Below are 24,368 nucleotides of genomic sequence, written 5' to 3' on the forward strand. Positions count from 1 at the left end.
CCGTCCCGGGGGATCCGTGATCCACCGGCCGTGGGGTAGGGTCTGCGCACCCCATCGAACAGGTGCAAGGAGGGGGACTGGCACGTGTTCTTCCGGTCGGGCCCGCGGCGGGTCGCCGCGGTGCTGATACCTGTCTCGATGCTGGCCGGCTGCGGCACGCTGTCGGCGTCGGGCGACGACGAGCGGCACATAGACGTCGGTACGACGAGCGCGCCCAGCACGCTCGACCCCGCGGCCGCCTGGGACGGCAGTTGGGAGCTGTACCGGAACGTCTACCAGACGCTCATGCACTACGCCGGCACCAGCACCGTGCCGCAGCCCGACGCGGCCAAGAGCTGCGGGTTCACCGGCGCCGACAGCCGCACGTACCGCTGCAAGCTCCGCGAGGACCTCACCTTCTCCAACGGCAACGCGCTCGACGCCGCGGCCGTCAAGCACTCCTTCGACCGGGTGCTCGCCATCAACGCCGAGACCGGCCCCGCGGGGCTGCTGGACAGCCTGGAGAAGGTCGAGACCGAAGGCGACCGGACCGTCACCTTCCATCTCAAGCGCCCCGACGCCACCTTCCCGTTCATCCTCGCCGCGCCTGCCACCTCGCTCGTCGACCCCGAGGAGTACCCGGCGGACAAGCTCGCAGAACCCGGGACCCTGGTCGGCTCCGGGCCGTACACGCTCGCGTCGTACAAGAAGGGGTCGGTCGCCGAGCTGGAGCGCAACTCCAGCTACCAGGGCGACGCGGAGCTGCGCAACGACTCCGTCAGCATCCGCTACTTCGACGACTCCGACGCGATGACCGACGCGCTCAAGAAGGGCGACATCGACGTCACGTACCGCGGGCTGCCGCCCGACCGGGTGCCGGAGCTGGAGAAGACGGCGGACGAGAAGGGGTCGATCGCGCTCAGCCGGGTGGTCATGCCGGAGATCCACTACCTGGTCTTCAACCCCGAGCACGAGTACGCCGACAGCCTCGCCGTGCGGCAGGCCGTCGCCCAGGTGATCGACCGCGACGCGCTCGTACGCAAGGTCTACGGCCGCACCGCCGAGCCGCTGTACTCGATGATCCCGCGCGGCATCACCGGACACACCACCCCCTTCTTCGACCGCTACGGCGAGCCGGACCCCGAGGCCGCGGCGGTCACGCTGCAGACGGCGGGCGTCACCGAGCCCGTGCCGCTGACGTTCTGGTACACCACCGACCGGTACGGCTCGGTGACGGCGCGGGAGTTCGAGGAGCTGGAGCGGCAGTTGGAGGACAGCGGGCTGTTCGAGGTCACGGTCAAGGGCCGCAAGTGGGAGAAGTTCGCCGCCGCGTACAACAAGGGCGAATACCCGGTCTTCGGCCGCGGCTGGTCCCCGGACTTCCCCGACCCGGACAATTACATCGCCCCCTTCACCGGCGCGCGCAACGCCCTCGGCACGCCGTACGAGAACGAGGAGATCACCGACGACCTGCTGCCCGCCTCGCGCCGGAAGGCGGACCGGGCCGGGGTCAACGAGCAGTTCTCGCGGGCGCAGGACATCCTCGCCGAGGACGCCCGGCTGCTGCCGCTGTGGCAGGCGCGGCAGTACATCGCGGCGGACGACGACGTGGCCGGGGTGGAGTGGAGCCTGGACGCCTCGACGATCATGCGGATGTGGGAGCTGTACAAGAAGACCAGTTGGTAGGGGAGTTGTCAGTGCCCGGCGGTACTGTCTGCTGCGCAACGACCCGCTGAACCGATCTTCTGCACCGACCGGAGGTCCCTCACCCGTGTCCCCGATGCTGCCCCCGTCCTGGCAGGACGCCCTGGGCAAGGAGCTGGAAAAGCCCTACTTCACGCGCCTTGAGTCGTTCGTCGAGGAGGAGCGCGTCCGCGGCCCCGTGTACCCGCCGCGGGAGGAGGTCTTCGCCGCCCTCGACGCCACGCCGTACGAGAGCGTGAAGGTGCTCGTCCTCGGCCAGGACCCGTACCACGGGGCGGGGCAGGGCCACGGGCTGTGCTTCTCTGTGCGTCCCGGGGTGCGCACCCCGCCCTCCCTGCGCAACATCTTCAAGGAACTGCGCGACGACCTCGGCCACCCGGTCCCGGACAACGGCTATCTGATGCCGTGGGCCGAGCAGGGAGTGCTCCTGCTGAACGCGGTGCTGACGGTGCGCGAGAGCGAGGCGAACTCGCACAAGGGCCAGGGCTGGGAGGAGTTCACCGACGCGGTGATCCGCGCCGTGGCGGAGCGGCCCGATCCGGCGGTGTTCGTGCTGTGGGGGGCGTACGCGCGCAAGAAGCTGCCGCTCATCGACACCGCCAGGCACGTGGTGGTCCAGGGGGCGCACCCGTCGCCGCTGTCGGCGAAGAAGTTCTTCGGCTCGCGCCCGTTCTCGCAGATCGACGAGGCGGTGGCGGCGCACGGACACGCGCCGATCGACTGGCGGATCCCGGACCTGGCCGCGGCCGGGGACTGAGGCCAGGCCGGGGACTCGTCCGCGGGGGTACGGTCCGGGCGTCGCGGGTACGGGCCGGGGCGCGGCGCCTAGCGTTCGAAGTACTCCGTGCAGGCCGCGTCCTCCCGGCTGCCGGGGGCCCACCGGCCGTAGTCCCCGGCGAGGGCGCACAGATCGACGCCCCCGCCGGAAGCGGCCGATGGCGGTGGCGGCGGGGCCGGCTGTGCCGTACGGACCGGGCCGTCCCGCGCCGTACGGGGGGCCGGTGCCTCCGGCGCCGGAGGGGGGCCGTCCGGAGCGGATACCTCGGGCCGCGCCGTGCCTGTGCCTGTGCCCGTGCCCGTGCCCGTGGACGGTGCCGGTGCGGGGGAGGCGGAAGTGCGCCGCGGGCGTGGCACCGGGCCGATCGTCGCCAACTCCTCGCGCCCCGGCAGCGGCGACGCGGCGGGTTCCGGCGCGGTCGTGGTTGGCCACCCGGGGCCCGGGCTTTGCCGGGTGCCGGTGCCGGGGTCGGGGGAGACGGCGACGCAGTCGGCGACGGCGGCGAGCGTCGTGAGGCCGGTCAGCAGGGCGCCGGCCGCGGGAGTGGAGCGCACCCGGCCACACTGCTGCGCCCGGCGCCGCCCCGGTACTCCCCGCAAGGGTGACACCCGCCCCGCGGAGTTGCCGCCTCCGCCCGGCGGTCAGCCGCCGAGCATGCCGCGCAGCAGGTCCTCGTACCCGGCGCGCAGCCGCGCCCTGGTCGGCGTGCGCGACCCGTTCACCCGGCCCGCCGTGTGCAGGAACATCATGCCGTCGGTCCAGGCGATCAGTTCCTGCGCGTGCCGTTCGGGGTCGGCGGAGCCCCAGGCCGCGAGCAGCGCGTGCGCGGCGTCGGCGAACGTGGTGCCCGCGCGGTCGTAGATCGCCCGGAGTTCGGGGCGCCGGGTGGCCTCCAAAGCGACCTCGTAGCGGGCCACGAGCAGGGTGCGGTGCCGGGTGAGGAAGCGGTGCAGCAGTCCCGCCAGCGCGTCGGCGAGCGGCCCCGGGTCGGCGGCCGGCGGGGGCAGCTCGCCGACGCGCAGCACCCCGCCCTCGCGCTCCGCGAGGCGCTGGACGGTGAGTTCGAGGAGGGCGGCCCGGGTGCGGGCGCGGTTGGACGTGGAGCCCTGCGGCAGACCCGCGGCCTCGTCCACGGCGCGGTGGGTCAGGCCCCGCATGCCGCGCTCGGCGAGCAGCGCGATGGCGGCGTCGGCGAGGACTTCCTGCCGGGACAGGGCCGAGGCGGAAGACGCGGCGGACGCGGGCGGACCGGCGGGAGGGGCAGGGGCGTTCGGGTCGGGCACGGCCCCAACCTATCTCCCGTGTCGGCTGTCACTACATCCGTAGTCGCGCGCGTGCTACCCTCGGCCGCGTAACTACAGGTGTAGTTCCAGGAGGCTCCCTTGAAGCAGCCGCGCGCCCTCGTCATCGGCTCAGGACCCGGCGGGCTCACGGCCGCCGCCGCGCTGCACCGCCGCGGCTGGTCCGTCACCGTCCTGGAGAAGGCCGCCTCGATCGAGCCCGTCGGCGCCGCCATCTCCCTCGCCGCCAACGCCCAGCGCGCCCTCGACGCCATCGGCGTCGGCGACGCCGTGCGCGACCTCGCCGCCTGGGAGGGGAGCGGCGGGCTGCGCACGCCCGAAGGCCGCTGGCTCTCCCGTACCGACGCGGCGGCCGTGGCCGAGCGGTTCGGCGGCGGCATCGCCCTCGTGCACCGCGCGGACCTCGCCGCGCTGCTCACCGCCCGGCTGCCGGCCGGCGCCATCCGCACCGGAGCCGCCGCCGAGGTCGAGGACCCGGGCGGCCCCGGCAAGCCCGCGCGCGTCGCGGTGCCGGACGGCGTGCTGGAGGCCGAACTCGTCGTTGCCGCGGACGGCATCGGCTCGCCCGCCCGCCGCGTGCTCTTCCCCGACCACCCCGGCCCGGCGTACGCGGGCTGCACCACCTGGCGGCTGGTCCTGCCCGCGGGGCCCGTCGCGTTCGCGCCGCACGAGACCTGGGGCCGCGGGGAGCTGTGGGGCTCGCAGCCGCTCGCCGACGGCCGCGTGTACGCGTACGCCGCCGCCCTCGCACCCGCGGGCCGCCGCGCCCCGGACGGCGAACTGGCCGAACTCCGCCGCCGCTTCTCCGGCTGGCACGACCCGGTGCCCGCCGTCCTCGCCGCCGCCGAGCCCGGTCAGGTGCTCCACCACGACGTGCGCTGGCTGGCCGAGCCGCTGCCCGCCTTCCACCGCGGCCGCGTCGCGCTCCTCGGCGACGCCGCCCACGCCATGACCCCGAACCTCGGTCAGGGCGGCAACCAGGCCGTCGAGGACGGCGTCGTCCTCGCCCACCACGCCGCCGCCGACCCCGCGGCCGTACCGGAGGCCCTGGAGCGCTACACCCGCGACCGCGTCCCGCGCACCCGCGCCGTGGCGCTGCGCTCCGCCCGCGCCGGCCGGCTGATCAACCTGACGGGACCGCTCGCCGTACGCACCCGCAACGCCCTCATCCGCGGCGTGGGACTGCTCGGCCCCCGCGTCGTGCTGCGCGGTCTCGACGGCATCGCGGACTGGCAGCCGCCCGGCGGCGGTGCCGGCCAGGGCGGCCCGTATGCTTCCCCCGCACAGGCGGCGCCCTGACGCAGGTCCTCCTGCGCCGCGGCGGTCCGCGGGCCGACGGCTGGGGACGGGAGCGGACATGACCACGGGAGCCACGCCCCTGAAGGCCGGTGTGATCGGGCTCGGCGACATTGCGCGGAAGGCGTACCTGCCGGTGCTCGCGTCGCTGCCCGGCGTCGAGCCGCACCTGCACACCCGCACCCCTGCCACCCTCGACCGCGTCGGCGACACCCACCGCATCCCGCACGCGCACCGCCACCGCGGCCTCGGCTCGCTGCTCGCCGCCGGCCTCGACGCCGCGTTCGTGCACGCCCCCACCGAAGCGCACGTCGAACTGGCCACCGCGCTGCTGGAGGCGGGCGTCCCCGTCTACGTCGACAAACCGCTGGCGTACGACCTCGCGGGCGCCGACCGTCTCATACGGCTCGCGGAGGAGCGTCGTGTCTCGCTGATGACCGGCTTCAACCGCCGCTATGCCCCCGGCTACGCGCAGTGCCTGGAGCACCCGCGCGAGCTGATCATCCTGCAGAAGCACCGCGTCGGGCTGCCCGAGGACCCCCGCACGATGGTCTTCGACGACTTCATCCACGTCGTCGACACACTGCGCTTCCTCGCCCCCGGCCCCGTCGAGCAGGCCGACGTGCGCGCCCGCGTCCGCGACGGGCTCCTGCACCACGTCGTCCTGCAGTTGTCCGGCGACGGCTTCACCGCCATCGGCGCGATGAACAGGCTGTCGGGCTCCGCCGAGGAGCTCCTGGAGGTGTCGGGGCAGGACACCAAGCGCGAGGTGCGCAACCTCTCCGAGGTGGTGGACCACAAGGGCCAGCCCAGCGTGCGGCGGCGCGGCGACTGGGTGCCGGTGGCCCGGCAGCGCGGCATCGAGCAGGTCGTGCTCGCGTTCCTCGACGCGGTACGGGCGGGGGAGCTCCTGAGCGCGCGGGACGCGCTCGCCACCCACGAGCTGTGCGAGCGGATCGTCCGCGAGGTGGGCCGGGCGGGTTGATTTCGCCACCCGCATGCCGGACAAAGCCGGACTGATAAGCAGTTAATCATACAAAAAGGGGCAAGCTGCTCCCCGTTCGTGCTCCGACCGTACGAAGGGGGCGCCCATGCCCCGGCGCCGTATCCGGCTCACCGCAGCCGCAGGCACCGCCACCGCATTCGCCGCCGCGGCCCTGATCGCCGCGGGCTGCGCGCCCGCCGACCCCTCCGCCGCGCCCGCCGCGGCCGGACCCGGGCCCGGCGCCCGCCCGTTCACCCTGCTGGCGACAGGCGACGTCATCCCGTACCCCTCGATCATGACGCAGGCGGCCACGGACGCCGGGGGAGAGGACTACGACTTCCGCCCCATGTTCGCCGCCGTCGCGCCCACCGTCGCCGCGGCGGACCTCGCGCTGTGCCATCTGGAGACCCCGCTCGGGCCGCGCGAGGGCCCGTTCACCGGCTACCCGTCCTTCCAGTCCCCGCCGGGACTCGCCACCGCCCTGCGCGACGTCGGCTACGACGGCTGCTCCACCGCCTCCAACCACGCGCTCGACTCCGGCGCCGACGGCGTACGCCGCACCCTGGACGCCCTCGACGGAGCCGGCCTGCACTACGCCGGCACCGCCCGCACCCGCGCCGAGTCCGGCCGCCCCGCCCTGATGTCCGCGGGCGGCGCCCGGGTCGCCCACCTCTCGTACACCTACGGCAGCAACGCCGGCGTCCCCGCCGACGCGCCCTGGTCCCTCGCGATGCTCGATCCCCGCCAGGTCGTCGCCGACGCCCGGGCCGCCCGCAGCGCCGGGGCCGACGTGGTCGTCGTCAGCGTGCACTGGGGCACCGAGTGGCAGCAGGAGCCGGACATCGCCCAGCGGCGGCTCGCCGACCGGCTGACGCGCTCGCGCAGCGGCGGCCGCAAGGACATCGATCTGATCGTCGGCACCCACAACCACGTGCCGCAGCCGTACGAGAAGGTCAACGGCACCTGGGTCGTCTACGGCCTCGGCGACCAGGTCGCCAGCTTCATCCCGTCGATGTACCGCGGCAACGAGGGCTCCGCGGCCCGCTTCACCTTCACCCCCGCCCGCGACGGCTGGCAGGTGACCCGCGCGGAGTTCCTGGCCCAGCACTCGGAGACGGGGCCGCCGTTCCGCGTGGTGCCCGCGACGCCCGAGACGTACCCGGACGTGCACGCGCGGGTACGGGCCGCCGTCCTCAGCCGCGGCGCGGCGGAGGACGGCCTGAGGGAAGCGTCGTTCTGACGCCGCGGGACGGCCGGCGGCCCGCGCGGGTCAGTGGGCCGTGTCGCCGGCGTCCGGCTCCAGGACGCCGGCCGCGACCAGGGCGAAGATCAGGATGCCCAGCAGCACGCGATAGATGACAAAGGGTGCAAAACTCCGCGTTGTAATGAATTTCATAAACCATGCAATTACGGCATATCCGACAAGGAATGCGATAACGGTTGCGGCCACGGTCGCGCCCCAGTTCATGTGCGTCGCCCCGGGGACCTTCCTCAGCTCGAAGAGCCCGGAGGCGAGCACCGCGGGGATGGCCAGCAGGAACGAGTACCTGGCCGCGGCCTCGCGGTTGTAGTTCAGGAGCAGGCCGCCGGTGATCGTCGCGCCCGACCGGGAGACGCCCGGCACCAGCGCCAGCGCCTGGGCGAAGCCGAAGAGCAGGCCGTCGCGGGTGTTGAGGTCCTTCAGCTCCTTGCGCTGCACCGCCGCGCGGTGCCTCCCGCCGCCGGTGGAGGCGCGCCAGTCGGCGAAGCCGAGGAGCAGGCCCATCACGATGAGCGTGGTGGCGATCAGCCGCAGATCGCGGAACGGACCCTCGATCGACTCCTGGAACGTCAGCCCCAGCACCCCGATGGGGATCGAGCCGACGATGACCAGCCAGCCCATCTTGGCGTCGTGGTCGGAGCGCATCGCCTTGTCGGTCAGCGAGCGGAACCAGGCGGAGACGATCCGTGCGATGTCCTTGCGGAAGTAGATCAGCACGGCGGTCTCGGTGCCGATCTGGGTGATCGCGGTGAAGGCCGCGCCCGGGTCCTCCCAGCCGGCGAAGGCCGCCGTGAGCCGGAGGTGGGCGCTGGAGGAGATCGGCAGGAATTCCGTCAGCCCCTGGACGAGTCCGAGGATGACTGCTTCGATCCAGCTCATACGGGGCTGCACATGTCCTTGAGTTCGGCCGACGGGTTGGAGGAGATGTTAAGGCCCCGACATGAGGCGCGTGGCCCCAGGGTCGGCTGCGGCCATGCTCGCGGGGCCGGCGGCGGGCTCTTCCGCGGGCGTGGCGGAAGAGATCACTCCGCCCGGGGCGGTCCGGCAGGCCGAGCGCCGGCGGCGGCGCATGGCGACCGCGGCGCCCCCGGCCATGCTGGCGACGATGAAGCCGAGGGCCCCGAGGAAGACGGGGGAGAGCGGGTCGGAGGCCCGGCTGCCGGCGATCACGTACGCGGCGGTGTTCGGCACGCAGCCCACGGCGGTGGCCACGAGGAACGGCGTCCAGTTCATCCGGGAGACCGCGGCGGCGTAGTTCACGCCCGCGAACGGCACGCCGGGGAAGGTGCGCAGCACCAGCATGGAGCGGAAGCTGTGCCGGCTGAGCTGCCGGTCAGCCGCCGTCAGCAGCCGCCCGCGCAGCAGCGGACGCAGCGCATCCTGGCCGAGCAGCCGGCCTATCCCGAACGCGACGCCCGCGCCCAGCACCGTGCCCGACACCGACCCGGCCAGGCCCGCCTGGGCGCCGAAGAGCGTGCCGGAGGCGAGGTTGAGCAGCGGCCGCGGTACGAGAGCCGCGGTGCACAGCCCGTACGCGACGGCGAAGAGGAGCACCGCGGACAGGCCGGTGAACTGCGGCGGCAGGCCGTCGGCCAGCAGCCGGTGCGGCCGCCACACGATCACCACGACCGCCGCGCCGGCGAGCAGCACCAGGAGCAGGGCGAGCCGGGAGCGCGGGGACAGCAGAGCCCGGCCGCAGCGGACGGCGCGGCCGGCGACGGGCGCCTCGGCGGTTTCGGGCACGGTGGGAGCCTAACCGACGGGGCAGTCACCGCACCGTGACGTCCCCCTCAACTCCGGTCGCTATCGTGGGCGTCATGGCCCAGCAGCACCCCGGCGCCGCCGCTGCCCCGGACGCCTCGGCAGCCCCGGGAGCCGCGGTGGGCGCAGGCGTCCCGGTGGCCCCCGCCAGTCCCCTCGCCGACACCGTCCTCGACCGCCTCACCGCCGCCTATCCCGCGGCCGCCGACCCCGAGCGCGCCGCGCGCTCGGCGGCGTACCTGCGAGGCGTCGCCCCGTTCCTCGGCATCCCCGCGCCCCGCCGCCGCGAGCTGTCCCGCGCCGTCCTCGCCGGCACGGCGCGGCCCGCCGAGGCGGACTGCGTGGCGATCGCGCTCGGCTGCTGGCGGCTGCCGGAGCGCGAGTACCACTACTTCGCCGTCGACTACCTCCGCCGCCACGTGCGCCGCTGCTCCTCCGGCTCTCTGCCGGCCGTGCGCCACCTCGTCGTCACGACCTCCTGGTGGGACACCGTCGACGCGCTCGCCGCGCACGTCGTCGGCGGTCTCGTCGCCGCGGATCCCGCGCTGGCCGGCGCCATGGACGAGTGGATCGAGGACGACGACCTGTGGGTCGCCCGTACCGCCCTGCTGCACCAACTGCGCTTCAAGGACGCCACCGACACCGGCCGGCTCTTCGGCTACTGCCTGCGCCGCGCCGGCCACCGCGACTTCTTCGTCCGCAAGGCCGTCGGCTGGTGCCTGCGCGAGTACGCGAAGACCGACCCGCGGGCCGTCCGCGCGTTCGTCGACGCCCACCGCGCCGAGCTGTCCCCGCTGTCCGTACGCGAGGCGCTCAAGCACTTCTGACCCCGCCGCACCCGTCCGCCGTTCCCCGGCCCTGCGGCCGGAAAAACCGGTCGACGTGCGGGGGACCCGTACCCGATCATGGTGGGCATGTTCCGGTACGCCTTCCTCGCGCACACGTCCGCGGCAGCGGACGCGCCGAAGGCTGTGCCGGCCGCACTCGCGGCAGTGCCGGCAGCCGCAGCCGACGGCGCCCGAATCCGCCCCTTCCCGTGATCGCTCCAGCGGACCCCAGCGGGGGAGGGCCGGCCGGGCCCCGGGGTCCGCGCAGCCACTGCGATCCGCGAGGAAGAATCATGCCCAAGCAGGCGTACGTGCGGACGAAGCCGCACGTCAACATCGGCACGATGGGGCACGTCGACCACGGCAAGACCACGCTGACGGCCGCGATCACCAAGGTGCTCAGCGACCGCGGCACCGGCACCTTCGTCCCGTTCGAGCGCATCGACCGGGCGCCGGAGGAGTCCGTGCGCGGCATCACCATCAACATCGCGCACGTCGAGTACGAGACGGCGACCCGCCACTACGCGCACGTCGACATGCCGGGCCACGCCGACTACGTGAAGAACATGGTCACGGGCGCGGCCCAGCTCGACGGCGCGATCCTGGTGATCTCCGCGGTCGACGGCGTCATGCCGCAGACCGCGGAGCACGTGCTGCTCGCCCGCCAGGTGGGCGTACGGCACGTGGTCGTCGCGCTCAACAAGGCCGACGCCGGCGACCCGGAGCTGACCGACCTCGTCGAGCTGGAGGTCCGCGAGCTGCTGACCAAGCACGGCTACCCGGGCGAGGAGGTGCCGGTGGTCCGCGTCTCCGGGCTGCGCGCGCTCGCGGGCGACCCGGCGTGGACCCAGGCGATCGCGGACCTGCTCGACGCGGTGGACACCTACGTGCCCATGCCCGAGCGGCACTTGGACGCGCCGTTCCTGCTGCCGGTGGAGAACGTGCTCACCATCACCGGCCGCGGCACGGTCGTCACCGGCGCCGTCGAGCGCGGCACGGTGCGCGTCGGGGACCGGGTGCAGATCCTCGGCGCCGAGGTGGAGACGGTCGTCACCGGTCTGGAGACCTTCGGCAAGCCGATGGACTCCGCGCAGGCCGGCGACAACGTCGCGCTGCTGCTGCGCGGCGTCGCGCGCGACGCGGTGCGCCGCGGGCACGTCGTCGCCGCGCCGGGCAGCGTCGTGCCGCGGCGGCGGTTCACGGCCGAGGTGTACGTGCTGTCCGCGGCCGAGGGCGGCCGGCGTACGGCCGTCTCGACCGGCTACCGGCCGCAGTTCTACATCAGGACCGCGGACGTCGTCGGCGACGTCGACCTCGGCGTGACGGCCGTCGCCAGGCCCGGCGACACCGTCGCGATGGCGGTCGAGCTGGGCCGCGAGGTGCCGCTTGAAGTGGGGCTCGGCTTCGCGATCCGCGAGGGCGGGCGCACCGTCGGCGCGGGCACCGTCACCGGGGTGGACTGACCCCGGCGCACGCCGGGCCCGGTCCGCCGCCCGCCTTCCGTACCCGCGCATCGGCGCATCCGGGTACGGAAGGCGGGCCTCCTCCGCCACAATGGCCGGTGTGGAGGAGCCCGTCCCCGTCGTCGCCGCCGTGGACGGCGGCACCGCGAGGCTGCTGCCGGACGTCGACCGCCCGCGCGCGTACCTGCTCACGGTCGAGGGCGCCCCGCAGTCGTACGTCGACCTCGACGACCCCACGCACCTGGAGTTCGAGTACGCGCGCCGCCTTGCGCACGTGGTGGACCTCGGCTTCCCGCCCGGCCGCCCGCTGGACGCCGTGCACCTCGGCGGCGGCGCGCTGACCCTGCCCCGGTACGTGGCGGCGACCCGGCCCGGCTCCCGGCAGGAGGTCGCCGAGTCCGACCGCGGGGTGATCGCCCTGGTCGCCGAGCACCTGCCGCTGCCGCAGGACTGCGGCGTCGCCGTACGGGCCCTCGACGCCCGCGCCGCGCTGGAGCGGCGCCCGGCGGCGAGCTGCGACCTGGTCATCGCCGACGTCTACGGCGGCGCGCGGGTGCCGGCGCACGTCGCCTCGCTGGAGTTCGTCGGCGCCGCCGCCCGCGCGCTGCGCCCGGACGGGCTGTACGTCGCGAACCTCGCCGACAGCGTGCCGTTCCGCTTCCTCGGCTCCCAACTGGCCACCGCCGCGGCCGTCTTCCCCGAGCTGTGCCTGATCGCCGAGCCGTCGGTGCTCCGCGGCCGCCGCTTCGGCAACATCCTGGTGGTGGCGGCGAAGCACGGCGCGGAAGCCGGCCGGGGGCTGCCGCTCGCGGAGCTGGCCCGGCGTACCGCGGCCGACCCGTTCCCCGCCCGCGTCGAGTACGGGCCGGCGCTGCGGCGGCTGATGGCGGGCGCTCAGCCGGTCGGGGACGCCGACGCCGTGCCGTCGCCCGAGCCGCCGGACGGCGCCTTCACGATCGGCTGATCCGCCGGCTGCTCCGCGTCCGCGGCGCCGTCCGTACCGTCCCCGGCATCCGAACCGTCCCCGCGGTCCGTGCCCGCGGATCCGGCCGCCGCGGGCTCCGTACGCCGCCGCAACTGCCGTACGTCCGGCACGCACAGCACCGCCGCGGTCAGCGCAACGACCAATGCCGCGCAGCCCCACAGCGCCGCCGACCGGCCCACCAGGTTCTGCATCGGCCCGGCGAGCGCGGTGGCCACCGGGATCAGCGCGATCGAGCCCAGCCAGTCGTACGACGAGACCCGCGACAGCTTGTCCTCGGGTATCTCCTGGTGCAGCGCCATCATCCACGCCACCGCGAAGACCTCGACGCACAGGCCGGAGACGAACATCACCCCCACGAGCCCCGCCACCGGCAGCGGCACCGCCAGGGCCGCGGGCGGCAGCGCGAGCGGGAAGACGCACAACGCCCCGGCGAACAGCACCCGCTGCGGCTTCCAGCGGGTCATCACCAGCGCCCCCGCGAGCGTCCCCGCGGCGAAAGCGCCCATCGCCAGGCCCCACGGCCCCGCGCCGCCCAGGTGCTCGCGCGCGACCAGCGGCCCGTACACCGCCTCCGCCGCGCCCACCACGGCGTTCACGACCGCGAACTGCAGCACGATCGACCACAGCCAGGGCCGCCCCGTCACCTCCCGCCAGCCGACCTTCAGATCGGTGAGGATGCCGCTGCCGGGCTGCCGCTCGGGGATGCCGCTGACGTCGAGGAACGCCCGCAGCGCCGCGGCGACGGCGAACGCCGCCGCGTCCACGGCCAGCACCCACCCTGGCCCCACCGCCGCGACCATGGCGCCGCCGAGCGCGGCCCCCCCGATACCGGCGCCGTTGATGCCGACCCGGAACAGTGCGAAGGCGCGGCCCGCCTGCTCGCCGGTGACCGACGAGAGCACCATGCCCTCGGCGGCGGGCGCGAAGAACGCGTGCCCCGTACCGCCGACCGCGGACAGCAGCACCATCTGCCACACGTGCGCCTGGTCGGTGATCACCAGCGCCGCGAAGAGGCCCTGCGAGGTGCAGTTGACGGCGTTCGCGACGACCATCACCCGGTGTCGCGGGATCCGGTCGGCGACCGCGCCGCCGACGAGCACGAAGACGATGAGCGCCGTGGTCCGCGCCGCGGCGACCAGGCCGACGTCGGTGGCGGAGCCGCCGGCTTCGAGGACGGCGAACGCCGAGGCGATCAGCGCGCCGAAGGCGCCGAGGTTGGTGATGACCGCGGCGAGGGACAGCAGCGTGTAGTTGCGCCCCGCCCAGTGGCGGCCGGGTGCGGGCCCGGAGGCGGCTGCGGGGTCCCGTACGGGATCGGGCGGGGAATCGGCGTCGGCCGCGGACGGTTGGGTCACCCGCGGACTATGCCGGGTCCACCGGCCCGCCGCAACCGGGATTCTCCGTGCTCAGCCCTCCAGCGGGCGCAGGCTGTCCATGATCTTGGCGATGGTGTCCTCGGGCACCTCGTCGTCCACGCCGGTGTCGGTGTAGAGGACCCAGGTGGCGAACTCGCCCTTGACGTCGGTGTAGGTGAAGGCGACGACCTTGCCGTCGGCCGAGCACTTGGTCTCGCGCGGCACGCCGGTGACCGTCGCGGTGGCCATGTGGCCCTTCAGCCCGTGCTTGCTGGAGAACGCCACCGGCTCGGTCTGCTCGACGGTCGCCTTCTTGCTGGTGTTGAAGGCGGCCTCGGCCCAGGCGCCGGCCTCGTTCTCGACGGCCTCCTTGGTGTTCTTCGCGCCGATGCCGCCCTTGGTGCCGGCGCCCGCGCGGCTGGCGTACTTGCAGATGCCGTCCTTGTAGAGCGCGGCCCCTGTCATCGACACCAGCGGGCCGGAGTCGTCCTCGAAGCCGATGGTCATGGTCGGGGACTGCACCTCCCACTCCGGCGGCACGTCGTAGACGTTGTGGCGCTTGGCGTTGTAGACGGCCTTCCAGCCGGAGACGACCGGTTCGATCTTCTGGTCGTCGGCGACGCCGCGCGGGTTGTCGGGGTCGTCCTGCAGTACGGGCTTCTCCGACGGCGACGGCGACGGCGAGGACGAGGCGGAGGGCGAACCGCCCCCGCCCGCGGGGCTCGCCTTGCCACCGCCGCCGTCGTCCTCGTTGAGGAGCACGACGCCCGTCACGGCCGCCGCGGCGATCAGGGCGACGGCGCCGATTATGGCGACGGCCACACGGGGGCTCGTCCCGCTCTTGCCGGGTACCGGCGCACCGGGCGGCGCGCTCTGGCCCCACTGCTCCTGCTGCTGGTGTTGCTGCTGTCCGTCGTAGCCCTGCGGGCCGTGCGGGGCGGGCTGTTGCTGATACGGGTTCGGCTGCTGCTGGTGCTGCTCGCCCCCGGGCTGCTGTCCTGGCCACATGCGGAACAACATAGCTGGCGACGGGGAGTGGCCACACTTATTACCCGTTGGTAACGTGGCCGCATGTCAGACACCATGCCGCCGCTGGGCGAGCTCCTTCAGGCATCGGTTCCCATGGTCCGCACGCTCGGCCTGATCTACGACGAGATCACCCCGGAGGCCGCCACCCTTCGCCTCCCCGACCAGCCCGAGTACCGCAACCACGTCGGCGGCCCGCACGCCGGCGCGATGTTCACCCTCGCCGAGTCGGCGACGGGCGCCGTCGTGCTCGCCGCGTTCGGCGACCAGATGGAGCGGGCCGTGCCGCTGCCGGTGCGGGCGGAGATCGACTTCCTGAAGGTCGCCAGGGGCGACGTCACCGCCAAGGCGCGGCTTGGCCGGCCGGTTGCCGAGGTCCTGGCCGAACTCGACGCCGGAAAGCGGCCGGAGTTCCCGGTCGAGGTCGACATCGTCCGCGGGGACGGCGCCGTCAGCGGCCGGATGACGGTGCTGTGGACGCTGCGCCCCAACGACTGAGACCTGCGGTCGCGGGCCGGGCCGCCGCCGCGGGTGCCGTACCCGCCGGCGGCCCGGTCCGTACGGGCACCCGCGCCCCCGGAGCCCGCGGCTCAGCCGCCCAGGGACTCGCGGTGCACCTGCGTCAGGGCCACGTAGCCCGCGCCGTTGAGGCGGATGTGCTCGCGCTCCTCGCCGGTCAGCGGCCGCCTCACCTTCGCCGGCACCCCGGCGACCAGGGAGCCCGGCGGCACCTCCATGCCCTGCGGCACCAGCGCCTGCGCGGCCACCAGCGAACCGGCGCCGATCACGGCCCCGTTGAGCAGCGTCGCCCCCATGCCGACGAGGACGTCGTCGCCGACGGTGCAGCCGTGTACCACCGCGTTGTGGCCGACGGTCACGCGCTCGCCGATGACGACGGGGAAGCCCGGGTCGGCGTGGACCGTGCAGTTGTCCTGCACGTTGCTGCCCGCGCCCAGGGAGATCGACTCGCAGTCGCCGCGCAGCACGGCGTTGTACCAGACGCTGGCCTCCGCGCCGAGCGTCACGTCCCCGACCACCACCGCGGTCGCGGCCACGTACGCCTTCGGGTCCACCGCGGGCTCCCGCCCGCCCACCGCCGCGATCAGCGGCTCCGGCCGTCCTGACATGTCGTCCGCTCCCGGTGCTCGCGGCGGCCCGCGCCGCCCGCCGTCGTACGTCCTGGTGAGCCGCCGGCGGCCCGTCGCCGTCCGGGGCCGCGGCCGCGCTCGCTCAGAGCGTAGGCGAGATCCGGGAGGGGTACGGTGACCGGGTGCCGAACCCGCAGCGCAACTCCGTGACGAGCAGGCTGCTCTCGCGCGCCGTGCACCGCGGCTGGCGGTGGGTGCGGAGCACCGGAGCGGTGAGTGCGGCGCGTCCCGGCCCGTACCGCTTCCGGCGGCTCGGTGCCGGCACGGTCCTCGCCTTCCCGCAGGGCACGATCTTCGGCGAGCGGCGGATCGAGCTGGGCGCGCACTGCATCATCGGCGAGCAGGTGACGCTCACCGTCGGCCTCGCGCCCGGTGCCCCGCTCGGCCCGGACACCGCCGTGCGGCTCGGCGACGGCGTGGTGCTGGGCCGGGGCAGCCACGTGATCGCCGACCTGCCCGTCACCATCGGCGACGACGTCTTCTGCGGCCCGTACGTGTACGTCACCTCGACCAACCACAGCTACGACGACCCGCACGAGCCGGTCGGCAAGCAGTGGCCGCGCTCCGCGCCGGTGGAGATCGGCGCAGGCAGTTGGCTGGGCGCGGGCGCGCTGATCCTGCCCGGCGCCCGGCTCGGCCGCAACGTGGTCGTCGCCGCCGGCTCCGTGGTGCGCGGCGAGGTGCCGGACCACGCGGTCGTCGCCGGTGCGCCCGCCCGGATCGTACGCCGCTGGAACCCGGAGTCCGGCTGGCACCCGCCGCTGCGCCCGGCGCCACCGGGCACACTGGAGACCGCGACATGACCGCGACCGGCCGACGCCCGAGGGGAGGCGCCGCATGAGCACGGACCGCAAGCTGTGGGTCGTCCTGGCCGTCGTGCTGTCCCTGCACGCCTTCGGGCTGCTGCTCTACACGATCCGCAACCACTTCTGAGCCGCGCCCGGGACCGCGAAGAGCATCAGCCCGACGCCAGCAGCACCGTCCCCGCCAGCGCCAGACCCGCGCCCGCCGCCTGCACCGCGCGCAGCTTCTCCCGCAGCACGCCCCGCGCCGCCAGCGCCGTGACCACCGGATACAGCGACGACAGCACCGCCGCCAGGGTCACCGGGCCGTGCTGCGCGGCTATCGCATACGTCCCGTTGGCCGCCACGTCCGCCAGGCCCACGAACACCAGCCCGGGCACCGCCGCCCGTATCGTGTCCCAACCGCCCTCCGGCAGCGCCGTGCTGCCCCGGCGCACCGCGGCGTACAGCGCGGCGCCGCCCACCGCGACGTTCACCGCGCGCTGCACGAACAGCGCGAGGAAGAGCCCCGTGACGGTCGTGGACGCCTCGGCGATGAAGGCGAAGACCGCGCCGAAGCCCGCCGCCGCACCCAGCGTCAGCAGCAGCGTCCGCCGCGCCACCGGCGCACCCCGTACGGGGCCGGACGCCAGCACCACACCGGCCAGCGCGATGGCCCCGCCCGCGTACTGCACCGGGCCCGGCCGCTCCCCGTACGCCACGAGGCCCACGCCGAACGGCACCAGCACGGCCATCGAGGCGAGCGGCGAGACCACGCCCATCGGGCCCCGGGCCAGCGCGCTGTAGAAGCAGATCATCGCGACCGGCCCGGCGACGCCGGCCGCGACCGCGAACCACAGCAGCGGACCGGCCTCGCTCCAGGCGCCGGTCGCCACCACGACGCCGCCGAGCACCACCGTCGCGGCGATCTGCGAGAGCACGACCACGGTGAGGGCGGGGGTGCGCCGGCTGAGCACCCCGCCACCGAAGTCGGCCAGCCCGTAGAGGATGCTGGTGGCCAAGGCGAAGAGTGCGGTCACGACGAAGCCCCCGAGTACACTGTGATGAACGCTGTGGTTCTCCGCAGTGTAGTTCAGTGCACTGGACGACCGCATCAAAAATATTGGACGGAGTTGGACGGAGCCTTGGCGGATTTCGACGTCCTCACCCACGCGCTCGCCAGGAACCTCAAGCACTGGCGCAACGAGCGCGGCTTCACGCTGGACTCGCTGGCCGGCCGCTCCGGCGTCAGCCGCGGGATGATCATCCAGATAGAGCAGGCGCGTACGAACCCCAGCGTCGGCACGACGGTCAAGCTCGCCGACGCCCTCGGCATCAGCATCACGACGCTGCTGGACTACGAACACGGCCCCGAGGTGCAGCTCGTGCCGCCGCACCGGGCTGTGCGGATGTGGACGACGACGGCCGGCAGCGCCAGCCGGCTGCTCGTCGGCACGCAGAGCCCCGGCCCGTTCGAGATGTGGTCCTGGCGGCTCATGCCGGGCGACGGCAGCGGCTCCGACCCGCACCCTGCGGGCACCACAGAACTGCTGCACGTGACCGCGGGCGAGCTGACGCTCGTCGTCGCCGGCCAGGCGCACCTGGTGCCCGCGGGCACGTCCGCGAGCTTCGAGGCGAGCGCCCCGCACGCGTACCGGAACGAGGGCCAGGACCCGGTGGAGCTGGTGATGGCGGTCTCGGTACCGCCCGCGCGCTGAGTCGAGTTAAGGTCACGGACATGCGCGCACCCATCGGAGACTTCGACGACGCCGCCCCCGCCACCGAGCGCCTGGAGCTGCTCGCCGACCCCGTGGCGGCCGCCCTGCGCGGCTGGGACGGTGCCGTCCCCGCCGCCGAGCTGGTGCACGTCGACTCCGACCCCGGGGTCGCCGACACGGCCGTCTTCTGCGAGACGTACGGGCAGGACCTGCTGGAGCAGTCCGCGAACTGCGTCGTCGTCGCCGGGAAGCGCGGCGGGAACGTCACCCTCGCCGCCTGCGTCGTGCTGTCCACCACCCGCGTCGACGTCAACGGCACCGTCCGGCGCCATCTCGGCGTGCGCAAGGCGTCGTTCGCGCCCGCGGACACCGCCACCGCCGAGACCGGCATGGAGTACGGCGGCATCACGCCCGTAGGGCTGCCGGAGACCTGGCCGATCCTCGTGGACGCCCGGGTCGCGGACGCGCCGCACCTGGTCGTCGGCAGCGGCCGGCGGCGCGGCAAGCTCATCGTGCCCGGCAAGATGCTGGCCGGACTGCCCGGCGCCGTGGTCCTCGACGGACTCGGCGCCTGATCCGCCCGCCGGCCTCGCTGCCTGCCCCTCGGCCTGCCTCCGCTCAGCCGAGCAGGGGGATCTCGATGGCAGGGCAGCGGTTCATCACCATGTCGAGACCGGCCGCGCGCACCCGTTCGTACGCGCCCTCGTCGATCACGTCGAGCTGGAACCAGACCGCCTTCGCACCGGCCGCGACCGCCTCGTCGGCCACCCCGCCGGCCAGGTCGCTGTTGACGAAGACGTCGACCACGTCGACGGGGAAGGGGATGTCCGCGAGCGAGGCGTACCCCTGCTCGCCGTGCACCGTCTCCGCCTTCGGGTGCACCGGGACGATGCGCTTGCCGAAGCGCTGGAGCACCCGGGACACGCCATAGGCGGCACGTGAGGGGTTGTTGGACAGGCCGACCACCGCCCAGGTGTCGCCGGTCGAGGTCAGAATCCTGCGGATGGTCTCCTGGTCTGCGTACATGATCCCTACAACGACGCGGGCCTGGCCCGGATTCCCTGGGCGGCCCGGGGCAGGGGTGTCCGGGAGCGCGGCTAGGGTGGCGGGATGCGCGAGGGGTACCTGACCGTCGCCCGGGAGGGCGTGCACGAGACCGAGGTGAACCGCTCCCGGTTCGTCTGCACCCTCGCCCCCGCGGCCACGGAGGCCGAGGCGCAGGCCGTCCTCGCCCGGGTGCGCGCCGCGTACCCCGACGCCACGCACCACTGCTTCGCGTACGTCATCGGCGCCGACGCCGGCGTGCAGAAGTCCGGCGACGACGGCGAGCCCGGCGGTACCGCCGGACTGCCCATGCTGCAACTGCTGCTCCGCCGCGAGCTGCGCTACGTCGTCGCCGTCGTCGCCCGCTACTTCGGCGGCACCAAGCTCGGCGCCGGCGGCCTCATCCGCGCCTACGGCGGCGCGGTCGGCGCCGCCGTGGACGCGCTCGGCACCGCGACGCGGCTGCGGATGCGGCTGGTCACCGTCACCGTCGACCACGGGCGGGCCGGCAGGGTGCTCGGCCATCTGCACGCCGCGGGGCGCGACGTACGCGGCGTGGCGTACGGCGAGAGCGTCGGGATCGAGGTCGCCGTGCCCGCCGCCGAACTGGACGCCTTCCGCTCCTGGCTCGCCGACGCCACCGCGGGCAGTGCCGAACTCCGGCCCGGCGACGAGGTGTACGGCACCGGGTGAGACGCGCGTGCCGGCCCGGGTTGTCGTACCCCGCCGCTACAGTCGGGCCTCATGCGCTTCCTGCACACCTCGGACTGGCACCTGGGCCGCTCGTTCCACCGGGTCAGCCTGCTCGACGCCCAAGCCGCGTTCCTCGACCACCTCGTCGCGGTGGTGGCCGAGCGCGGGGTCGAGGCCGTGCTCGTCGCCGGGGACGTCTACGACCGCGCGGTGCCGCCGCTGGCCGCCGTGGAGCTGTTCGACCGGGCGCTGCACCGGCTCGGGGCGCTCGGCGTGCCGGTCGTCATGATCTCCGGCAACCACGACTCGGCGCGCCGGCTCGGCGTCGGCGCCGGGCTGCTGGACCGCGCGGGCGTCCACCTGCGCACCGACCCGGCGGGCGTCGGCGAGCCCGTCCTGCTGCGGGACGACGCCGGGGACGTCGCGTGCTACGGGCTGCCGTACCTCGAACCGGCGCTGGTGCGCGAAGAGTTCGCCACCCCCCGCGGCGGCCACACAGCCGTGCTCTCCGCCGCCATGGACCGGGTACGGGCCGACCTCGCCGCCCGACCGGCCGGCACCCGTTCCGTCGTCCTCGCGCACGCCTTCGTCACCGGCGGCCAGGTCTCCGACAGCGAACGGGACATCACCGTCGGCGGCGTCGCCTCCGTGCCCACCTCGGTCTTCGCCGGCGTCGACTACGTCGCGCTGGGCCACCTGCACGGCTGCCAGACCCTCGCCGAGCGCGTGCGCTACTCGGGCTCCCCGCTCGCGTACTCCTTCTCCGAAGCCGCCCACCGCAAGTCGACGTGGCTGGTGGACCTCGACGCGGCCGGCGCCGTCACCGCCGAGCGCATCGACGCCCCCGTGCCCCGGCCGCTGGCGCGGCTGCACGGCCGGCTTGCCGACCTGCTCGCCGACCCGGCTCTCACGCCGGTCGAGGGCGCCTGGGTCGAGGCCACGCTCACCGACACCGCCCGCCCGCACGAGCCGATGGCCCGCCTCGCGGAGCGCTTCCCGCACGTCGTCAGCCTCGCCTTCGCCCCCGAGCCCGCGGACGGCACGGCCGCCGCGGCGTCGTACGCCGACCGGCTCCAGGGCCGCGACGACCGCCAGATCGCGGCGGACTTCGTGGCGCACGTCAGACCCGGCGCGACCGCGACGGCCGACGAACGGGCCGTGCTGCACGCCGCGTTCGACGCCGTGCGCGCCGCCGACGCGCGCGAGGAGACCGCCCGGTGAGGCTCCACCGGCTCGCCGTCGCCGCCTTCGGCCCCTTCGCCGGCACGCAGGAAGTCGACTTCGACGCCCTGTCGGGCGCCGGCATCTTCCTGCTCCAGGGCGCCACCGGCGCCGGCAAGACCTCCGTCCTCGACGCCGTCTGCTACGCGCTGTACGGCGGCGTGCCCGGCGTCCGCCAGGGCGGCACCCTGCGCAGCCACCACGCCGAGCCGCACACCCCGACCGAGGTCGCGCTCGACTTCACCCTCGCCGGCCGCCGCCTGGAGGTCACCCGCAGGCCCGCCCAGCCCCGCCCCAAGCGCAACGGCACCGGCGTCACCACCGAGCGGGCCACCACCCTGCTGCGCGAGCACGACCCGGCGGCCGGTGAGTGGCGCGGCCTCAGCCGCTCGCACCAGGAGATCGGCGAGGAGATCGGCGGCCTGCTGGGCATGACCCGCGAGCAGTTCTGCCAGGTCGTCCTCCTCCCGCAGGGCGACTTCGCGCGGTTCCTGCGCGCCGACGCGGAAGCCCGCGCCAAGCTGCTGGGCCGCCTCTTCGACACCGGCCGCTTCGCCGCCGTCGAGGACCACCTCGCCGAGCTGCGCCGCCGCTCCCAGGAGGCCGTACGCGAGGGCGACGAGCGGCTGCTGCACCTCGCCCAGCGCATCCGGCAGGCCGGCGGCCCGGCCGCGGGCGGCGACGCGGACGGCTGGTCGCCCGACGCCGCCAAGCCGGGCGAGGCCGACCTCGCCGACGGCGTGCTCGGCTACGCCGCGGTCGCCCGCGCCACCGCCGGCGAGCTGGCGGACGCCGCGGAGCTGCGGCTGCACACCGCCGAGTCCGCCCACACGGCGGCGGAAGGACACCTTCAGGCCGTACGCGAACTCGCCCGGCTGCAGCGGCTGCACGCCGCCGCCCGGCAGCGGCAGCAGGCCCTCGCGGAACGGCGGCAGGAGCGCGCCGCGCTCGGCGAGACGCTGCGCCGCGCCCGCGACGCCGCCGCCGTGGCACCCGCCCTGGAGCTGCGCGACCGGACCGCCGCCGCGGCCCGCCACGCCGCCGCGGCCGAGGAGGCGGCCCGCGCCGCGCTGCCCGGCACCGTCGCCGGCGGCGGCCCGGAACAGCTCGACGCGCACGAGGCCCGCACCCGGCAGGAGCTGGGCGCCCTCGACGCCGCCCGCGCCGCCGCGGCCCGCAGCGCCGGGATCGCCCGTGAACTCGCCACGCTCGACGAGGAGTCCCGCGCCGACGAGGACGTGCTGCGTGAGGCCGCCGGCTGGCTCGACGACTGGGACGCTCTGCGCGGCGGCCTCCAGCGCCGCGTCGACGAGGCCCAGGGCGCGGCCACGCGCGCGGAGCAGCTCGCCGCCGAACACGAGGGCGCGCGCCGCCGCCTCGACGCCGCCGAGCGCCGCGACGAGCTGGCCGGCAGGACCGACGAGGCCCGGCACGCGCACCTCGTCGCGGGCGAGCACGCCGGGCAGGCCCATGAGACCTGGCTGGAGCTGAAGGAGCGGCGCCTCGACGGCATGGCGGCCGAGCTGGCCGCCCGGCTGGCCGACGGCGAGCCCTGCCCCGTCTGCGGCTCCGCCGCGCACCCCGCCCCCGCCACCGCGGACGGCGCCCACGTCGGCGAGCACGAGGAGAACGAGGCCCTGGCCGCCTACCGGGCCGCCGAGCGCGTACGCGAAGAGGCGGCCCTGCGGCTCGACTCGCTGCGCCAGGCCCGCGACGCCGCCGCCGAGGCGGCGGGCGAGGAGAGCCGGGACGCGCTGGCCGCCGCCGTCGCGGACGTGGCCGGGGAGCTGGGGCGGGCCCGTGAGCTGGCCGCCGGCGCGCTCGCCGTACGGGAGCGACTGGACCAGGCGCACGAGGAGCACGCCCGCCGGGTGCGCGGCCGGCAGCAGGCAGAGAGCCGCGCCGCCGCCCGCGCCTCCCGCGCCGACGCGCTCACCGCGGAACGGGCCGCGCGCGACGCCGAGGTGCGCGCCGCCCGCGGCGGCGCCGCCGGCGTCGAGGAGCGCGCGGGACAACTCACGTCGCTGGCCGGCCGGCTCGCCGTCGCCGCCCGCGCCGCCCGCGAGGCCGCGGCCGCCGCGGAGCGCAGCAAGGACGCCGACGCACGCGTCGCCGACGCCGCCTACCGCGCCCGCTTCGAGACCCCCGAGGAGGCCGCCGCGGCGCTGCTCGACCCGGCCGTGCTGCTGGACGTGGAGGCGCGGCTGGAGGCGTGGCAGGCCGAGGAGGCGGCCGTCGCCGAGGCGCTGGCCGAGCCGCGCGCCGCCGAGGCTGCCGCGCGGCCGCCCGCCGCCGTCGGCGCCGCGGAGGAGGCGTACGCGGCCGCCGCCGGCCGGCTGCGTACCGCCGCCATCGCCGGGGACAACGCGCGCGAGCGGTGCGACGCGCTCGCCGGGCTCTCCGCCGAGGCCGCCGACCGGGTGCGCCGGCTGGCCCCATTGCGTACGGAGCACCACCGGGTGGCCCGGCTCGCCTCGCTCGCGGCCGGCACGTCCGCGGAGAACGAGCGGAAGATGCGGCTGGAGTCGTACGTGCTGGCCGCCCGGCTCGAACAGGTCGCCGCCGCCGCGACGGCCCGGCTGGCGCGGATGTCGTCCGGCCGGTTCACGCTGGTGCACTCCGACGAGCGCGCCCACGGCCGGGGGCGCCACGGTCTCGGGCTGCACGTCGTGGACGCCTGGACCGGCACCGAGCGGGACACCGCCACGCTCTCCGGCGGCGAGTCGTTCTTCGCCTCCCTCGCCCTGGCCCTCGGCCTGTCCGACGTGGTGGCGGAGGAGGCGGGCGGCGTCCGGCTCGACACGCTCTTCATCGACGAGGGCTTTGGCAGCCTGGACGAACAGACCCTGGACGAGGTGCTGGACGTCCTCGACGCGCTGCGCGAGCGGGACCGCACGGTGGGCATCGTCAGCCACGTGCCGGAGCTGCGCCGGCGGATCCCGGCGCAGTTGGAGGTCGTCAAGGGCCGTGCGGGCTCGTACGTACGGCACCGCACGGCCGCCGACCGCTGACGCCGACCGCCCCCCCGGCGCCCCCCGCCC

The 24,368-nt window shown here is 75.1% G+C and carries 23 protein-coding genes; 15 read left to right on the forward strand and 8 right to left on the reverse strand.

The annotated features are described in order from the left end of the window. The first annotated feature begins 84 nt into the window (after positions 1 to 84). Positions 85 to 1,665 carry an ABC transporter substrate-binding protein gene (locus CXR04_RS33390; RefSeq protein WP_199850583.1) on the forward strand — a complete coding sequence of 527 codons (1,581 nt, stop codon included), beginning with the start codon at positions 85 to 87 and terminating at the stop codon, positions 1,663 to 1,665. A 94-nt stretch (positions 1,666 to 1,759) separates the two neighbouring features. After that, positions 1,760 to 2,440, forward strand: coding sequence for a uracil-DNA glycosylase (locus CXR04_RS33395; RefSeq protein WP_101425926.1), 681 nt, complete (start codon positions 1,760 to 1,762; stop codon positions 2,438 to 2,440). 662 nt (positions 2,441 to 3,102) lie between these two features. Here CXR04_RS33395 and CXR04_RS33405 read toward each other — a convergent pair. After that, positions 3,103 to 3,744: a TetR/AcrR family transcriptional regulator gene (locus CXR04_RS33405; RefSeq protein ID WP_101425928.1), complete on the reverse strand. Its 642-nt coding sequence runs from the start codon at positions 3,742 to 3,744 to the stop codon at positions 3,103 to 3,105. Between the two features lie 99 nt (positions 3,745 to 3,843). On the opposite strand from CXR04_RS33405, the gene CXR04_RS33410 reads away from it, so the two are divergent. From CXR04_RS33410 to CXR04_RS33420, 3 genes are all read left to right on the forward strand, one after another. Next, complete coding sequence (locus CXR04_RS33410) at positions 3,844 to 5,061, forward strand: FAD-dependent monooxygenase (protein ID WP_101425929.1); 1,218 nt, start codon at positions 3,844 to 3,846, stop codon at positions 5,059 to 5,061. Between the two features lie 79 nt (positions 5,062 to 5,140). Continuing rightward, positions 5,141 to 6,043: a Gfo/Idh/MocA family protein gene (locus CXR04_RS33415; protein ID WP_101426735.1), complete on the forward strand. Its 903-nt coding sequence runs from the start codon at positions 5,141 to 5,143 to the stop codon at positions 6,041 to 6,043. Between the two features lie 106 nt (positions 6,044 to 6,149). Then, positions 6,150 to 7,283: a CapA family protein gene (locus CXR04_RS33420; RefSeq protein ID WP_101425930.1), complete on the forward strand. Its 1,134-nt coding sequence runs from the start codon at positions 6,150 to 6,152 to the stop codon at positions 7,281 to 7,283. 30 nt (positions 7,284 to 7,313) lie between these two features. Here the strand turns inward: CXR04_RS33420 and CXR04_RS33425 are convergent, their stop codons facing one another. Continuing rightward, positions 7,314 to 8,183, reverse strand: coding sequence for an undecaprenyl-diphosphate phosphatase (locus tag CXR04_RS33425; RefSeq protein ID WP_101425931.1), 870 nt, complete (start codon positions 8,181 to 8,183; stop codon positions 7,314 to 7,316). Between the two features lie 48 nt (positions 8,184 to 8,231). Next, positions 8,232 to 9,047, reverse strand: coding sequence for a TVP38/TMEM64 family protein (locus tag CXR04_RS33430; protein ID WP_101425932.1), 816 nt, complete (start codon positions 9,045 to 9,047; stop codon positions 8,232 to 8,234). A 74-nt stretch (positions 9,048 to 9,121) separates the two neighbouring features. On the opposite strand from CXR04_RS33430, the gene CXR04_RS33435 reads away from it, so the two are divergent. From CXR04_RS33435 to CXR04_RS33445, 3 genes are all read left to right on the forward strand, one after another. Beyond that, positions 9,122 to 9,892 (forward strand): DNA alkylation repair protein, encoded by a 771-nt coding sequence (locus CXR04_RS33435; protein ID WP_101425933.1) that lies wholly within the window; start codon positions 9,122 to 9,124, stop codon positions 9,890 to 9,892. A 293-nt stretch (positions 9,893 to 10,185) separates the two neighbouring features. Continuing rightward, the gene (gene tuf / locus CXR04_RS33440) at positions 10,186 to 11,355 is read left to right on the forward strand and encodes an elongation factor Tu (protein ID WP_101425934.1); all 1,170 of its coding nucleotides are present in this window, start codon (positions 10,186 to 10,188) and stop codon (positions 11,353 to 11,355) included. A gap of 100 nt (positions 11,356 to 11,455) precedes the next feature. Then, positions 11,456 to 12,319, forward strand: a complete 864-nt coding sequence (locus CXR04_RS33445; protein WP_101426736.1) for a spermidine synthase — start codon at positions 11,456 to 11,458, stop codon at positions 12,317 to 12,319. Here CXR04_RS33445 and CXR04_RS33450 read toward each other — a convergent pair. Both CXR04_RS33450 and CXR04_RS33455 read right to left on the reverse strand, forming a co-directional pair. Continuing rightward, on the reverse strand, positions 12,250 to 13,695 hold the full coding sequence (locus tag CXR04_RS33450) for an MFS transporter (protein WP_101425935.1): 1,446 nt from the start codon (positions 13,693 to 13,695) through the stop codon (positions 12,250 to 12,252). The two genes, CXR04_RS33445 and CXR04_RS33450, sit on opposite strands and share 70 nt — an antisense overlap. Before the next feature lie 51 nt (positions 13,696 to 13,746). Further along, positions 13,747 to 14,703, reverse strand: coding sequence for a hypothetical protein (locus CXR04_RS33455; protein ID WP_101426737.1), 957 nt, complete (start codon positions 14,701 to 14,703; stop codon positions 13,747 to 13,749). 63 nt (positions 14,704 to 14,766) lie between these two features. Here CXR04_RS33455 and CXR04_RS33460 point away from each other — a divergent pair, with 63 nt between their 5' ends. After that, a complete protein-coding gene (locus tag CXR04_RS33460; RefSeq protein ID WP_101425936.1) occupies positions 14,767 to 15,219 on the forward strand; it encodes a DUF4442 domain-containing protein in 453 nt (150 codons plus the stop codon). Positions 15,220 to 15,311: 92 nt separating this feature from the next. Here CXR04_RS33460 and CXR04_RS33465 read toward each other — a convergent pair whose 3' ends face one another. Further along, positions 15,312 to 15,848, reverse strand: a complete 537-nt coding sequence (locus CXR04_RS33465) for a gamma carbonic anhydrase family protein (protein ID WP_101425937.1) — start codon at positions 15,846 to 15,848, stop codon at positions 15,312 to 15,314. Positions 15,849 to 15,967: 119 nt separating this feature from the next. On the opposite strand from CXR04_RS33465, the gene CXR04_RS33470 reads away from it, so the two are divergent. Continuing rightward, the gene (locus tag CXR04_RS33470) at positions 15,968 to 16,672 is read left to right on the forward strand and encodes an acyltransferase (RefSeq protein ID WP_101425938.1); all 705 of its coding nucleotides are present in this window, start codon (positions 15,968 to 15,970) and stop codon (positions 16,670 to 16,672) included. 155 nt (positions 16,673 to 16,827) lie between these two features. On the opposite strand, the gene CXR04_RS33475 is transcribed toward CXR04_RS33470, so the two are convergent. After that, entirely contained in the window at positions 16,828 to 17,691 is an 864-nt protein-coding gene (locus CXR04_RS33475) for an EamA family transporter (protein WP_101425939.1), read from the reverse strand. A gap of 105 nt (positions 17,692 to 17,796) precedes the next feature. On the opposite strand from CXR04_RS33475, the gene CXR04_RS33480 reads away from it, so the two are divergent. Continuing rightward, the gene (locus CXR04_RS33480) at positions 17,797 to 18,369 is read left to right on the forward strand and encodes a helix-turn-helix domain-containing protein (protein WP_101425940.1); all 573 of its coding nucleotides are present in this window, start codon (positions 17,797 to 17,799) and stop codon (positions 18,367 to 18,369) included. 20 nt (positions 18,370 to 18,389) lie between these two features. Beyond that, the gene (locus tag CXR04_RS33485) at positions 18,390 to 18,944 is read left to right on the forward strand and encodes a YbaK/EbsC family protein (protein ID WP_101425941.1); all 555 of its coding nucleotides are present in this window, start codon (positions 18,390 to 18,392) and stop codon (positions 18,942 to 18,944) included. 43 nt (positions 18,945 to 18,987) lie between these two features. Here the strand turns inward: CXR04_RS33485 and CXR04_RS33490 are convergent, their stop codons facing one another. Further along, entirely contained in the window at positions 18,988 to 19,395 is a 408-nt protein-coding gene (locus CXR04_RS33490; RefSeq protein ID WP_101425942.1) for a CoA-binding protein, read from the reverse strand. An 84-nt stretch (positions 19,396 to 19,479) separates the two neighbouring features. On the opposite strand from CXR04_RS33490, the gene CXR04_RS33495 reads away from it, so the two are divergent. The 3 genes from CXR04_RS33495 to CXR04_RS33505 are packed head-to-tail and all read left to right on the forward strand — an operon-like array spanning position 19,480 to position 24,338. Continuing rightward, positions 19,480 to 20,106 carry a YigZ family protein gene (locus tag CXR04_RS33495; protein WP_101425943.1) on the forward strand — a complete coding sequence of 209 codons (627 nt, stop codon included), beginning with the start codon at positions 19,480 to 19,482 and terminating at the stop codon, positions 20,104 to 20,106. 51 nt (positions 20,107 to 20,157) lie between these two features. After that, positions 20,158 to 21,327, forward strand: a complete 1,170-nt coding sequence (locus CXR04_RS33500) for an exonuclease SbcCD subunit D (protein WP_101425944.1) — start codon at positions 20,158 to 20,160, stop codon at positions 21,325 to 21,327. After that, a complete protein-coding gene (locus CXR04_RS33505; RefSeq protein ID WP_101425945.1) occupies positions 21,324 to 24,338 on the forward strand; it encodes an AAA family ATPase in 3,015 nt (1,004 codons plus the stop codon). Before CXR04_RS33500 ends, CXR04_RS33505 begins: the two co-directional genes overlap by 4 nt. The last annotated feature ends 30 nt before the right edge of the window (positions 24,339 to 24,368 follow it).

This window comes from Streptomyces sp. CMB-StM0423, from assembly GCF_002847285.1.
GTDB lineage: Bacteria > Actinomycetota > Actinomycetes > Streptomycetales > Streptomycetaceae > Streptomyces.